This window comes from Nocardia sp. CA-119907 (assembly GCF_050955995.1).
GTDB lineage: Bacteria > Actinomycetota > Actinomycetes > Mycobacteriales > Mycobacteriaceae > Nocardia.
Map to the genome: position 1 here is coordinate 9609708 of NZ_CP192091.1, position 13118 is coordinate 9622825.

Here is a 13118-nt window from a genome sequence, read left to right on the forward strand (position 1 = left end):
CACCGATATTGCCTTGTCGGTCCGCACCGGACGAACCGTTCGCACTCTGCGGGGGAGTATTCCCGGCCTCGGATATCACTGCCGGGCCGGGGTAACTCACCGTCGAATACGTACCGCTCGTTGTGTCAACTGACTCACCGCAGCGGCGGCGGGGTCAGGTCATTCGGATTCACGCCCGGCGGCATCTGCGCACCGTTATCCGGCACATTCGGCCGCGGCGCATTCGCCGAACCGCGAACCTGCAGCCCGGGCGGCGGATTCTCGCAGTAGTTCCACTTGGGCAGCGAGCCGTCCTGGACCACCTCATTGCGAATCGGCGTGTGCTTGTACTGGCAGATCGGCCGAACCCAGATATCCGCGACGGCGTGGAACTCGTTGTCGTGCGCGGGCACACCGGCCGCGGACAACCCGATATTCAGCGAGGGGAACAACGCCTGCAGCGCGGGTACCCGCAACTGCGCCGCCCGCGTCATCGCCGCGAAGTTGGCCGCTAGACTGGTGATCGGATCGGCCGTCTTGTCCAGTACCGCACCGAGACTCGTAACCTGTCCCGGTGCCTTCTCCAGCACCGCCTGCAGTTCGGCGTTGGCATTGTTGAACTGGTCGAACAGCTGGCCCGAATTGCGGGTCAGCGTCTGCAGATCGGGCTGCGCGTTCGAGGTGGTGTTCGCGATGGTGCGCAGGTTGGAGATCAGATTCGTGGTCTGCGGCAGCAGATTGTCGAAGCCGGCCACGGCCAGGCTGATGCCGTTCACCATGCCGCGCAACTGATCCGGACCACCGCTGAGCGCGATGTCCAGATTGGTCAGAATGACACTGAACTTATCCGGATCGATCTGGGAGATCAGCGCACTGGAGTTGTCGAGCACCGCCCAGATCGGGGTCGGGGTCTTGATCTTGGCCGCATCGAATGTGATGACCGAACCGTCCCGCAGGTACGGCGCCTGCTCGACATTCGGCCGGAAGTCGATGTACTGCTCACCGGCGCCGGAAAGCGCGCCCACCGAGATATTGGTGTCGGAGGGAATCTTGTATTTCGCGTCGATTTCGGTCTTCGCGGCGATGGACTGTCCGCGATCGACCAATTCGATCGAGGTCACCTTGCCGATGCGATAGCCACGCAGGGTCACATCGTTGCCCGGCTGCAGACCACCGGAGCGGTCCAGATTCACCGTGACGGCATAGGTCGACTTGAGCGGATTCACCCGCATGACGCTCACCAGCAGATAACTGGCGCCGACAATGAATACCAGCACCAGGCCGATGGTGGACAGCAGCGTCTTGCGCTGCATCAGTTTGCCGAGCCAACTCATCGGTGACCCCCCTGCAGTCGTCCCTGAATTGCCTGCAGGACGGTGATCAGGCTGCCCGCGAAGTCGCTGAGATCACGTCCGTCGAAGAACTTGCCCTGCGCCGGATCCGACAACAAGCTGAAGTTGTGGATATTGGTGACAGTGGCGTAGACCGCGAGGCTGTTACCGCGGAAGGACGCGTCGAGCGGGCCGCGGATTTCGCGCAGCGCATCCAGGGCAGGACCGAAGTTCTGCTCGGTCTGCGACAGGGCGTTCATCAGCTTGTGCACGTTGTCGAGTAGATCGCTCAGTTGATCGCTGGAGGTATTGGCATAGTCGCCGAGCGCCGCGCTGGTCACCGAAATCTTCTGCAGCAGATCGCCGATGGCGTGGTTGTTCTCCGCGATGGCGCCGATCATCTGCGGCAGCGTGTCGGCGACCTGACCCAATTCCGCATGCCTGCCCTCGATGGTGTTGGCCAGCGAGCTGAACTGGGCGAGCACGCTGTCCACGCGCGCGCTGTTGTCGTTCAAACTGCCCACCACGCCGGTCATTTCGGTGATCAGATGCGCTATCTGATCACCGCGACCGCCGACGATGGAATCCATCTCCGAGGTCAGCTTGGTCAGCGCGGCCACGCCACCGCCGTTGAACAGCAGCGAAATCGAGATCAACAACTCCTCGACGGTGGCGCCCGCCGAGGTCTTGTCCCGGCCGAGGGTGTCGCCGTCGTGCAGCATCGGCGCACCCGGCTCCGCCTTGCCCTTGGACAACGCGACGAACACATCGCCGAGCGGGGTGGCCTGGCGCAGTTCCGCCGTACTGCCGACCGGCAGTTCGATGTCCTTGCTGATCTTCAGATCGACGATGGCCTCGAAGTTCTTGGTCTTGATATTGGAGACCACACCGATATCGGAGCCACCGATCTTCACCTTCGCCTGGTCCGGCAGGTTCAGCGCATTATCGAATTTCGCTTGCACGGTGTAGGTTTCACCGGTCACGCCCGGTTTGGGCAGCGGCAGGTTCTCCACCGTGAGACCACAGCCGGAGGTGATGGCCACCCCGGCGGCCGCGGCCAGCGCGATCACCGCGCGGCGCGCTTTCAATGTGAACCGGTCGCTCATTTGGTCATCCCCAGCAGTGCCGCCGTAACACCAAGGTCCGGACCGAGGTCCTCGAGTTTGCCGCTACGGCAACCATCCGAACGCATCTGAATCCGTTCACAGAACACGCTCAGCAGTTCACCGTTGAGGAAGGTCGGCAGGTTGCCGTGCAGCCGGACGTAGCCCAGCTGCCGGTTCATCGACCGGTCCAGGTTCTGCATGAGCAGCGGCGCGAGGTCGACGACCTCGGTGACGCCGCGGGCATTGGCGCGCAACTGATCGGTCACCTTGGTCAGACCGGCCAGCGAGCTGCCCAGCTGATCCTGGTACTGCACGAATACCGAGCTGGTATTGGACAGGAAGTCGTTGAGCTGCTGCAGCGTGGCCTCCAAACCGGGGGCCTGATCGGCGAGCAGTCCGGTCAGCTGCGTCATCCGGTTGCTGAAATCGCGTACGGACTGGTCGTTTTCGGCCAGCATCGTGGTCAGCTCGTTCAGCTTGACGATGATGCTGGCGACCGCGTCCTTATTGTCGACGCCGACCTTCAACGCACCGGAGAGCGCATTGAGGGTGTCGCGCATCTTCTCGCCATTGCCGTTCAGCATCGGATAGAGCACCCGGCCGGAGAGCGGGCCGATACCCTCGGTGCCAGGTTCCGGCTTCAGCGCCGCGGCGAATTGATCGATGGTCTTGAGCATCGTGTCCAGTTCGACCGGCGTCTTGGTCTTCGCCTTCGGCAGATGCGCGCCGTCGGACATGGTCTCGCCCTGGGTGTAGACCGGAGTGAGTTCGACGTGCCGGTCGGTCACGATGGACGGCGAAACGATCGCCGCCATCGCATCCTTCGGGATCTTGACGTCCTTATCGATCGTCATGTGCACCTCGACCATGGTGCCCTTGGGAATGATCTTGTCGATCTTGCCGACCTGCAGGCCGAGCACGGTGACCGGATTGCCCTCGAAAACACCGGCGATGTTCTCGAAGTCCGCGGTGATCGTCATGGTGTTGCCCAGTGCGCTGTTCACCGAACTCGGTACCAGCGAGCAGCTGCCGACAGCCAGGGCCGCGACACTGATCATCAGTGGTTTGGCCAAGCGCCGCAGGTTGATTCGGGTCAGTTTCATCCCCGGCACCCCTCGATCATGTGGGCGAAGCACAACCAGTTGTCGGGGAAGAGCCAGGGCAGGCCGACCTCACCGTACGGACCGTTGCCGAACGCGTTGTTCAAGGTGCGCACCGACACGGGCATGATCTGCAGCAGCCGGTCGAGGTTGTCCTTGTTCTTCTGCAGACCCTCCGCCATGGTGTTCAGCTGCTCGATGGTCGGGCCGAGCTGATTGTTATTGGCCGCGCCGATCTCCTGCAGCTGACGGCTCAGCGTCGCCACATTGTCGAGCAGCTGCCGCAGCAGGTTCTGGCGTTCCATCACCCGGTTGGCGATGGCCTCGCCCTGGGTGATCACCAACAGCACGCTGTTGCGGTTATCGCCGAGAATCCTGGTGACCCGGTCGAGATCCTTGAGCAGGCTGTCGACCTCCGCCTTGCGCGAATCCAACACCTTCGCCAGCGCGCCGACGCTGTCGAGCGCCTGCGCCGTCAGCGCGGGCGAATCGCCCATCTGCTTATTGATCAGGTCGAGCGAGGTGGCCAGCTGCTTGGTGTCGAGCGCCTCGAACTTCGGCGTGCCGTACTCGACCACATCGGCCAGGTTGTACGGAACCGAGGTGTTGGACAACGGAATTCGGCCGTTCTTCAGGCCGGAGCCGTCACCCGGGTCCAGATCGACATAGCGTGCGCCGAGCAGCGTCGCCATCTTGATCGAGGCCCTGGCGTCCGGCCCGAGCTTGACATCGTTGTCCACGCTGAGGGTGAGCAGGATGTGCCCGTTCTCGAGCTTCGCGCCGGCCACATGGCCGCTCGGGACACCGGCCACATTGACCTTGTCACCGACCTTGACCCCGGCGGTCTGCACGAACTCGGCCTTGACCGTCTTCTCGCCGACGCCGATCAGCTTGTACACGCTCGAGCCGATCAGCAGCGCGATGATGAGGATGCCGCCGATCACACCCAACCAGAAGTACCGGTTGCTGTTGAACCTGTCCTTGATCTTGGTCATCATGGGCGGCACACCGCCGACTGTCCGTTGCCGCCGATCTGTGGGAGCAGACCGCGGGGGAGCAGGATGTTGTACAGCGAGACGTCCAGCTTGCAGAAGTACGCGTTGGCGTAGGCGCCATCCTGGGTGAACTTGCCGATGTCGGCCAGTACCGCGGGCAGGTCGATCGCGGCCTGGTCCAGCTTCGCGCCGTTGGCGATCAGCAGCGTTAGCGCGGCGCTCGTCGAATCCTGTGCGGTCGCCAGCTTCGGCTGGATCTTGCTCATCATGGCGACCAGGCCGCTGGTCGCATCCGCGATCTGCTCCGTGGACGCCTGCAACGATTGGCCCTGGTCGTACAGGCCGCCGATCAGTGCCCGGGTCTGGGTAACCAGGGTCTCCAATTCATCACCTCGCTTGGCCAACCCGGACATCACGCCGCTGAGGTTGGTGATCACATCGCTGAGAATTCCGTCTCGGCGCTGGAAATCCGTGGCCAGGGTGGCGGCCTGAGAGATGAACGCGCTCAAGGAAACTCCGTCACCCTGCAATGCCTGGATGAAGGTCTCCGAGAGCCGGTTCACCTGCTCGGGCTGCAACACCTGGAACAGTGGCTGGAATCCGTTGAGCAGTCCGGACACGTCGAACGACGGTTCGGTGCGCTCCAGCGGAATGGTTGCCTTGTTCTTCAATGCCGCCGGGCTCGCCGCCTTGCCGGGAGCCAGCGCGATATAGCGCTGGCCGATCAGGTTCTGGTAGCGCACCAGCGCCTTCGTATCGTCGTACACCGTCTGGTTGCGCTGCACGATGAAGGTCACATTGGCGAGGGCCTTCTTGGTCTTGGAATCGCGGGTGAGCTCGATCTTCTCGACCTTGCCGACCCGCACGCCGGCCATCCGGACGTCATCGCCCTCGCGCAGGCCGAGCACATCGCTGAAGGTCGCGGTGTAGGTGTTGGTATCACCCTCCACGACCCGCGCGAGCGTATTCCAGACCACGACGGTGACCAGGATCGAGACGATCGCGAAGAGGCCGAAGCCGATCAGTGGTTTACGAATGCTCATTTGGCAGTACCGCTTTCGCCGACCTGCAGGGTGCCGCCGCGCATTGCCGAGCTGAGCAGCAGATATTCGGCCGTCGTCGGCCGACGACCGAGCAGCGCCACGATCGCGGCATCTCCTTCGTACGAAATCGGACCGGCGGTCACGGGCGCACTCGCCGGTTGCGCGGGCGCGGCCGGGGCCGCGGGCTGACCGGCGGAGGGCTGCGCACCCGACGCTGGCTGCACCAGATTCGGGAACAGACCCTCCAGCGGAGTACCGGCGAACGGGCTGACCGGCTTCGGCTCGGCCGTCGCGAGCGCATCACCCGGCGAGGTCAGACCCGGGATCTCCGGGAAGCCGGCGGGCAGTGGCAGTTTCGCCAGACCCTGTGCCGTTTCCAGCGAACGCGGCATCATCGACTGTGGCAGGTATCCGGGATCGGAGACCTCGGGTGCGGTGGCGCAGCTCGGGCCGGGCAGGTTGCCGTAGCGCGGGCAGTCCGCCTGTTCGTAGGGCCGGTACGGGGTGAGCGTCGCGCCCGCATTCCAGACCATCTGCCGCTGCGGACCCCAGTGGAAGGTCGTGCTCAACTTGCGCAGCGAGTTGTTCAGCGAGGCAATGGTTTCCGGAATCGAATTCGCATCCGAGGCGAGCGCGCCGAACATATCGCTGGTGCCCGCGGTGATCTGCTTGCCGATATCACCGTTGCGGGCGAACAGACCGTTGACCGTATCCACCGTGCCCGCGGTGCCGCTGATCAACGCGACCAGGGCGGCACGGTGATCCGCGATGGTCTGCGCGGTCTTCACCGAACTGCCGAGCACATCGAGCAGTTCGGGCGCGGACTGGTTGAGCGCGCGGAACGAGGCCGAGAAATCATCGAGCAGCACGCCGAGATTCGGAATGGACGCGTCCACCGAGGTGAGCCACCGGTCCAACCGCTCGACGGTGGAGCCGGGCATCCGGCCGCTGCCGTCGAGTGCCTGCGAGAGCGTGCCGAGCACCCGGCCGAACTGCACCGGGTCGAGCTTGGCGAGGATATTCCGCACGTTGGTGAGGGTGTCCTGCAGCGCGATGGTGCCCTGGCTCTGGTCCTCCGGGATGACGGAGCCTTCGTGCAGGTACTGGTCCGCGGGACCGTTGAAGACCAGTTCCACCGAGGTGACGGCGAACAGGTTGCTCGGCACCACCCGCGCGGTCACATTCGACGGAATGTCGCCCGCGAACTCCGGCTTCAGGTCGATCTGCACCTTCTGCAGCGCGCCCTTGTTGGCGACCTCGACTTCCTTGACCGCGCCGACCAGCACGCCGCGGAACTTCACATCCGCCTCGCTCGGCAACCCGTCACCGGTGGTTCTCAGATCGGCGACCACATGCACCTTGGGCACGAAATAGCCGCGGTACCTCGCCATCAGGAAGCCGAGGACCAGCGCGAAGACAATGAGTCCGCAGACGCCCGCGATCAGCAGCTGTCGCATGGTGGGCCCGCGCCCACTGGGATCGATGATCATCTCGTCCTACCCCGAGATCCGGATGCCGGGATTGACGCCCCAGATCGCCAATGTCATGAACAGGTCAGCGAATACCACGACAATGATGCACATCTTGATGGCCCGACCGGCCGCGACACCCACACCCTCCGGACCGCCCGAGGCGAAGAATCCGTAGTAGCACTGGATGAACGTGGTGATCGCGACGAACACCATCGCTTTGAGCAGCGAGTAGAGCACATCTCCTGGAATCAGGAACTGGTAGAAGTAGTGCGCATAGGTACCGCTGGAGGTGTTGCCGATGAGCTGCACCGTGAGCGAGCACGAGATGTAGGCCATGGCCAGGCCGAGGCAGTAGAGCGGGACGATGGCGATCATCGCCGCGAACATCCGGGTGCTGACCAGATAGGGCAGCGGCCGGATCGCGATCGACTCGAGCGCGTCGATCTCCTCGGAGATCCGCATGGCACCGAGCTGGGCGGTGAATCGACATCCGGCCTGTGCCGCGAAGGCCAGCGCCGCGAGCAGCGGCCCCAATTCCCTGGTGGTCGCGAATGCCGAGATGGCGCCGGTGATCGGGCTGAGGCCGAGCAGATTCAGCGAGGTGTAGCCCTGGATGCCGACCGTCATCCCGCCGAACGCGCTGAGGATGAGAATGACGCCGATGGTGCCGCCACCGACGACCAGGCTGCCGTTGCCCCAGGTGACATCCGAAAGCAGCCGCCAGACTTCCTTCGGATAGTGCCGCAGCGCCAACGGGATCGAGCCCACCGACCGCAGGAAGAAGAACACCTGGTGACCCAGGCGCGCAACCATGTCCACCGGGGCCTGCGCGGACTTCTTTATTTGCTGAAGTGGCCGCAGCAGCGGCGGTACGTAGGTTGAAGACACCGGCTCAGACCACCTGTGGGGGGAGGAGAACGTTGTAGATCTGGGTGATGATCAAGTTCACGCCGAACAACATGATCGCGGAACTGACGACCGCCGAGTTCACCGAGTTGGCGACACCACCGGGACCGCCACGGGTATTGAGTCCGGTATCGCAGGCGATGATCGCCGCGAGCAACCCGAAGATCAACGATTTCACCAGTGCGACAAGAAGATCGATGGTGACGGCGAACGAGGAGAAGGTGCCGACATAGGAACCCGGGGTGCCGTTCTGCGCGAAAATATTGAAAATGTAGCCGGTCAAGAATCCGACGAAAACGACGAAGCCGCAGAGCAGCACACTGACGAGCATGGCCGCGCCGAGCCGGGGCGCGACCAAGCGGCGCAGCGGATCCACTCCCATCACCCGCATCGCGTCGATCTCCTCGCGGATGGTGCGTGAACCGAGATCGGCGGTGATCGCCGAACCGACCGCGCCCGCGATCATCAGCGAGGTGACCAGCGGTGCGCCCTGCTGGATGATGCCGAGGCCGTTCGCCGCACCGATGAACGAGGTAGCACCGACCTGGCTGGCGACCGCGCCGACCTGGATGGAGACGATGACGCCGATGGGGATGGCGACCAGTAGCGTCGGTGCCGCGGCGACACTCGACATGAAGGCACACTGACGGATGAACTCCCGATAAGGAAAGCGGCGGCGGAATATTGCGATGAACAACTCCGCGACTGCCGCGAACCCCATCGAGATCTGTCTGCCGAAGGTCTCCAATGAACGCTTCGGATGGTCTTCCCAGTAGGCCTTCGTCCAATCGACCGCGTCACTCATCCGTGACCGCGCTGGTGGACTCTTGGTCGACTGCACTGGCTAACCCCTCTCGACGCCGGTAACCAAACCCCGACGACTTGTTTGCTTGACGCACCTTACTACGGAGTAGCGCAGAACACACCATCCCGGTGTGATTGCAGTCATAGATCGAAGCCGCTGTTGGAGAAAGGCTATGAGCAGTGCCTCGTCGCTTGGGACCGGTCCCAAAGTTAACCGTGATACTTCTAGAACAAGTTACAGTTCGACCAGGCCCTATCTGCCCCGCATATGGCATGTTCGACTATTTGCGCGGATAATATTCATGTAAAATAAAGGCCGATTGGAATGGCCCGCGCAATCACCGTTCGAAGAGAACCGAAACACTATTGCGCGCTTTCTGATGCACACTGTTATAGAGATTCGCTATTGCGCAGAATGAGACGCTGCATCCGAAATGTCGAAAAGTGAGGCCTCGCCGCCGCGATCGACACCGAAGAGCAGATCCATTCGAGCGACCCACGAGCGATCGCCACGTACCCTCTGAGGCGACTCGCGAGCGGATCGCGACAGATACGACACGCGCCCGGAACCGAATACTGACACGATGGGTGCGACAGATTGATATCGTGCGGACTTCCGACGTCTGGAGGGACATGTTCAGCAAACTCGCCAAGGTGGCCAACGCCGCCTTCGCCGTAGCTCTCGGTGCGGCGCTGGTCGCAACGGGGTCAGGGACCGCGGATGCCGCGCCGGGACCGCCCGTTGTCGGCGGTGGGTCGGGAATCATCATCGATAATCAGTTCGAATGCACTGTCACGACGGTCGGTTACGACGGCGGGGGCCGGCTGGTCGGATTGACCGCCGGACACTGCGGCGACCCCGGCGCTCAGGTGTGGGCCGAGGCCGACCGCGGCGCCGGCGTGATCGGCAAGTTCGTCTACTCCAACCACGACCTCGATTACGCCATCATCCAGTTCGATCCGGCCAAGATGGTCCCCGTCAACCGGATCGGCAACGTCACCATCACCGGGATCGGCGGCCCGGCCCAGTTCCCGATGATCGTCTGCAAGGAAGGCCGCACCACCGGCAACACCTGCGGCCTCGCCTACGGCGATGTCTTCGGCACGAATATGGAGACCTGGGCGCAGATGTGTGTGGTGGAGGGTGATTCCGGCGCGCCGGTCGTCGTCGGCACCACTCTGGTCGGCATGGTGAACGCCTATCTCGCCATCGCCTGCTTCGGACCCGAGGTCGGCACCAATATGAGCTCGATCATGGGTGACATCAATGCCCGCGGCAGCATCGGGGCCGGCTTCAACCCGATCTAGCCGACTGCCCGGATCAGTAATGCCGAGTGAGCGGGTCGAACGACCCGCTCACTCTGTTTTATGGAGTGGGGCCAGCGCCGGACCCGCCACCCCGCACTGTGGCATGCAGTCGACATTGTCCAGCGTCGGTGTGTGCCGTGGCGCCCGCAGCAGTACGGCGGCCAGCAGCGACCCGGTCACCAGCAGGCCGACACAGATCCACATCGCGACGCCGAAGCCCCGGTCGAATTCGACCGGATCGCTGAGGGATCCGGAGATTCCGGCGAGTCCGGGCAGTGCGGCGACGGCGAGCAGCTGGGCCGTCCTGGCGACGGCATTGTTCACACCGGAGGCGATACCGGCCTCACTCGACGGCACCGCGCCGAGTACGGCACCGGTGAGCGGGGCGACCAGCACCGACAGACCGAGCCCGAAGACGAGCACGCCGGGCAGGACATCGGTCAGATACCTGGCGTCGGGTCCGATGCGCAGCAGTAGCACCAGTCCGGCCGCGGCGAGCAGCGGACCGGCTGTCATCGGAAGGCGCGCACCGTGCACCTGCGCCCAGCGGCCCGCGGGCGCGGAGAGCGCCAACATGATCAGCGTCACCGGGACCGTCGCCACCCCCGACATCAGCGGCGAATACCCCGCCACCAGCTGCAACTGCAGGATCAGCAGGAAGAAGACACCGCCGAGGGCGGCGTAGACCGCGAGAGTGACGAAGTTGGCCGCTGTGAAGATCCGAGAGGCGAACAGCGACGGCGGTACCAGCGGATGATCGCTGCGCAGTTCGATCACCACGAAGACGGCGAGCAGCAGCAGACCGGCGACCACCAGCAGCGCCATCTTGTCGATCAGACCGAAGGTCAACGCGCCCAAGGCCAGCGCGACCACCACCGCGCCCGGAATATCCAGTCGCGCAGCGGCATTCGGGTCGTGACTCTCCGGCACCTGCTTCAGCGTGACGAGCACGACGACGAGCGCGAGCGGCACATTGATGAAGAAGATGGACTGCCAACCCGCCAGCTCGATCAACCAGCCGCCGAGGAACGGCCCGAGCGCGCCGGCGACACCACCGAAACCGGACCACAGGCCGATCGCCGCACCCTGATCGCGCTGATCGATGGACGAGGAGATCAGGGCCAGGCTGCCCGGTGTGAGCAGCGCACCCGCCACCCCCTGCAGAATCCGCGCGCCCACCAGCATCTCGATATTCACCGCGACACCGCAGAGCACCGAGGCCAGCGCGAAACCGATGACACCCCAGACGAAGACCTTGCGGCGACCGAGATGATCGCCGAGCGAACCGCCGAGCAGGATGAACGAGGCCAGGGTCAGCGTGTAGCCATTGAGCGTCCACTGCAATCCGGCGACATCGGTATCGAGAGATTCACCGATCCGCGGCAGCGCGATATTGACGACGGTGGCGTCCAGCGAGGCCACCGAGGATCCGAGGATGGTGGCCAGCAGAATCCAGCGGCCGGTCGCCGAACTCAACCGCGGTAAATCTTGCGTACTCACCGGCCCAACGTAACCTCCATGGGCCGGTTTTCGGTCGGGTCAGAGATTCTGGACGCAGACCACGAAGTGCCGCGTCGGGTACTCGAACCCACTGTTGCTGCCGCAGACGCTCGCATCGTCGGCACCCTGTTGGATATTGGTGACCTTCACACCCTGGCTGACGCGCTCGGTGCAATCGATGCGCTTGGGGTCCTCACCGCTGATATCCATGCAGCCGCCGACAACCCAGTCGATATCCAGGCAGATCGCGCCCTGCTGGGTGCCGTTGAGGGTTTCGAAGTAGGCGGAGTCGCGGTCGGCGACACACTGCGAACTGGTCGCTGCCTTGCCGATCACCTTGTAGTTCGACGCCCGGCTGCCGCACGACGCCTTGGCGATGGTGGCGTTATCGGTCGTACCGCCGAGGGTTACGCAATCACCGACATTGGCCTGGAAGTCGGTATTGCCACCCTTGGTCGCCGAGGTGGTCGTGGTCGGCTTGCCCGAGGTCGGGCGGGCGCCGGTCGTCGGCCGACCCGAAGTGGGCCTGGCTCCTGAGGTTTTCGGAGTATTGGTGGACGAGACCGCATCAATGGTCCCGTTCCCTATCGCTGGCTGGGCGGTGCCGCTAATTTTATTGCCACAGCCCGCGAGCGAGAGCGCGGCGACCACCGCGACCGCGGCGACGGCCGCCATCGCGAGGCGACCCGAGATAAGTTGACGAGACACGTACAGTCCTCCCGGCTGTAACGCTCCGAACTCATACCCCCGTCGGAATCCGAAGTTGATCTAGCAGTGCGTGAGATACCACGCAATGCATACACCACCGACCGCGCGTGCGTCGAGTCGACAGCTTCGCTACCGCAGCCGCACGATGCGGGCCGAGACATCGGCCGATCACCCCGGTAAGGCGGCGTACCAGCGGAATCGGTGTGCCAGCAACCGATCTGGGTATGGTGGGGATTCCGGTGTGAGAGGAGCCCGTCCGTGAAGCTGATCAGCGCAATCGCCTACACCACCGCCGCGGTCGGCAGCTCGCTCATACTGCCCGCGGTGGCATCAGCAACCGATGTGCATTGCGCGTCCGACAACGGTACGGATGTGACCGTGGTCGACGGAAACACCGCATGCCGGGCCGCGGCGGAAACCTCCGGCCGGGCACGGTCGGCCGGATATGACGGGGTCGGCTACGCGCACGCCGCCGCCGGCGCGGCGGCACTCGGTGTCGGCGCGGCGGGCGGGGTCGGTGCCAGCGAGGGGGTCGGCGGAATCCCGATCGCCTTCGGCTACGGCCCGGACGCGGTCGCGCTGACCACGATCACCGCTGCGGCAACCGATTCCGACATCGGCAAGTCCCAGGCCGCCATACCGCTGTTCGCGATATCGATCGCCTTCGAAGGCTCGCGCGCCCAGGTCTCGACCGCCGACAGTTCGGTGGTGTGCCTCGGCACGGCGGCCTTCGCCTGGAATTCGGCGACCGGCACGACCTGTCTGACCACGCCTTTCGGGCGCTGGCAAACCCCGAAATCCGAGCTAGGCTGATATTTCGGCCCGCTGACCAGCAGGAGGTGCGACCGTGGTTTCTGCCATCCCGG

The 13118-nt window shown here is 64.0% G+C and carries 12 protein-coding genes; 2 read left to right on the top strand and 10 right to left on the bottom strand.

What is annotated here, in order from left to right; genetic code table 11:
- Positions 1 to 134 precede the first annotated feature (134 nt).
- From ACQP2D_RS43180 to ACQP2D_RS43215, 8 genes are read right to left on the bottom strand one after another with little or no spacing between them, the layout of a single operon-like run.
- On the bottom strand, positions 135 to 1313 hold the full coding sequence (locus ACQP2D_RS43180; RefSeq protein WP_433681643.1) for an MlaD family protein: 1179 nt from the start codon (positions 1311 to 1313) through the stop codon (positions 135 to 137).
- Positions 1310 to 2416, bottom strand: coding sequence for an MCE family protein (locus ACQP2D_RS43185; RefSeq protein WP_433681644.1), 1107 nt, complete (start codon positions 2414 to 2416; stop codon positions 1310 to 1312). Before ACQP2D_RS43185 ends, ACQP2D_RS43180 begins: the two co-directional genes overlap by 4 nt.
- A complete protein-coding gene (locus ACQP2D_RS43190) occupies positions 2413 to 3519 on the bottom strand; it encodes an MlaD family protein (RefSeq protein WP_433681645.1) in 1107 nt (368 codons plus the stop codon). The genes ACQP2D_RS43185 and ACQP2D_RS43190 overlap by 4 nt, the downstream gene beginning before the upstream one ends.
- Positions 3516 to 4511 carry an MCE family protein gene (locus ACQP2D_RS43195; protein WP_433685947.1) on the bottom strand — a complete coding sequence of 332 codons (996 nt, stop codon included), beginning with the start codon at positions 4509 to 4511 and terminating at the stop codon, positions 3516 to 3518. Before ACQP2D_RS43195 ends, ACQP2D_RS43190 begins: the two co-directional genes overlap by 4 nt.
- Positions 4511 to 5554 (bottom strand): MCE family protein, encoded by a 1044-nt coding sequence (locus tag ACQP2D_RS43200; RefSeq protein WP_433681646.1) that lies wholly within the window; start codon positions 5552 to 5554, stop codon positions 4511 to 4513. The genes ACQP2D_RS43195 and ACQP2D_RS43200 overlap by 1 nt, the downstream gene beginning before the upstream one ends.
- On the bottom strand, positions 5551 to 7044 hold the full coding sequence (locus ACQP2D_RS43205) for an MCE family protein (protein WP_433681647.1): 1494 nt from the start codon (positions 7042 to 7044) through the stop codon (positions 5551 to 5553). Before ACQP2D_RS43205 ends, ACQP2D_RS43200 begins: the two co-directional genes overlap by 4 nt.
- A 6-nt stretch (positions 7045 to 7050) precedes the next feature.
- Positions 7051 to 7914, bottom strand: a complete 864-nt coding sequence (locus ACQP2D_RS43210) for an ABC transporter permease (protein WP_433681648.1) — start codon at positions 7912 to 7914, stop codon at positions 7051 to 7053.
- A gap of 4 nt (positions 7915 to 7918) precedes the next feature.
- On the bottom strand, positions 7919 to 8737 hold the full coding sequence (locus ACQP2D_RS43215; RefSeq protein WP_433681649.1) for an MlaE family ABC transporter permease: 819 nt from the start codon (positions 8735 to 8737) through the stop codon (positions 7919 to 7921).
- 632 nt (positions 8738 to 9369) lie between these two features.
- On the opposite strand from ACQP2D_RS43215, the gene ACQP2D_RS43220 reads away from it, so the two are divergent.
- On the top strand, positions 9370 to 10044 hold the full coding sequence (locus tag ACQP2D_RS43220; protein WP_433685948.1) for a S1 family peptidase: 675 nt from the start codon (positions 9370 to 9372) through the stop codon (positions 10042 to 10044).
- 48 nt (positions 10045 to 10092) lie between these two features.
- Here the strand turns inward: ACQP2D_RS43220 and ACQP2D_RS43225 are convergent, their stop codons facing one another.
- Positions 10093 to 11544 carry an MFS transporter gene (locus tag ACQP2D_RS43225; protein WP_433681650.1) on the bottom strand — a complete coding sequence of 484 codons (1452 nt, stop codon included), beginning with the start codon at positions 11542 to 11544 and terminating at the stop codon, positions 10093 to 10095.
- Positions 11545 to 11583: 39 nt separating this feature from the next.
- A complete protein-coding gene (gene lppU / locus ACQP2D_RS43230; RefSeq protein WP_433681651.1) occupies positions 11584 to 12252 on the bottom strand; it encodes an LppU family putative lipoprotein in 669 nt (222 codons plus the stop codon).
- Between the two features lie 258 nt (positions 12253 to 12510).
- On the opposite strand from lppU, the gene ACQP2D_RS43235 reads away from it, so the two are divergent.
- Entirely contained in the window at positions 12511 to 13065 is a 555-nt protein-coding gene (locus ACQP2D_RS43235; protein WP_433681652.1) for a DUF6764 family protein, read from the top strand.
- Positions 13066 to 13118: the final 53 nt, after the last annotated feature.

Excerpts from the sequence above, each read along its gene's own strand:
- ACQP2D_RS43180 (WP_433681643.1), bottom strand. The coding sequence starts at position 1,313 with ATGAGTTGGCTCGGCAAACTGATGCAGCGCAAGACGCTGCTGTCCACC.
- ACQP2D_RS43185 (WP_433681644.1), bottom strand. The coding sequence starts at position 2,416 with ATGAGCGACCGGTTCACATTGAAAGCGCGCCGCGCGGTGATCGCGCTG.
- ACQP2D_RS43190 (WP_433681645.1), bottom strand. The coding sequence starts at position 3,519 with ATGAAACTGACCCGAATCAACCTGCGGCGCTTGGCCAAACCACTGATG.
- ACQP2D_RS43195 (WP_433685947.1), bottom strand. The coding sequence starts at position 4,511 with ATGACCAAGATCAAGGACAGGTTCAACAGCAACCGGTACTTCTGGTTG.
- ACQP2D_RS43200 (WP_433681646.1), bottom strand. The coding sequence starts at position 5,554 with ATGAGCATTCGTAAACCACTGATCGGCTTCGGCCTCTTCGCGATCGTC.
- ACQP2D_RS43205 (WP_433681647.1), bottom strand. The coding sequence starts at position 7,044 with ATGATCATCGATCCCAGTGGGCGCGGGCCCACCATGCGACAGCTGCTG.
- ACQP2D_RS43215 (WP_433681649.1), bottom strand. The coding sequence starts at position 8,737 with ATGAGTGACGCGGTCGATTGGACGAAGGCCTACTGGGAAGACCATCCG.
- ACQP2D_RS43220 (WP_433685948.1), top strand. The coding sequence starts at position 9,370 with ATGTTCAGCAAACTCGCCAAGGTGGCCAACGCCGCCTTCGCCGTAGCT.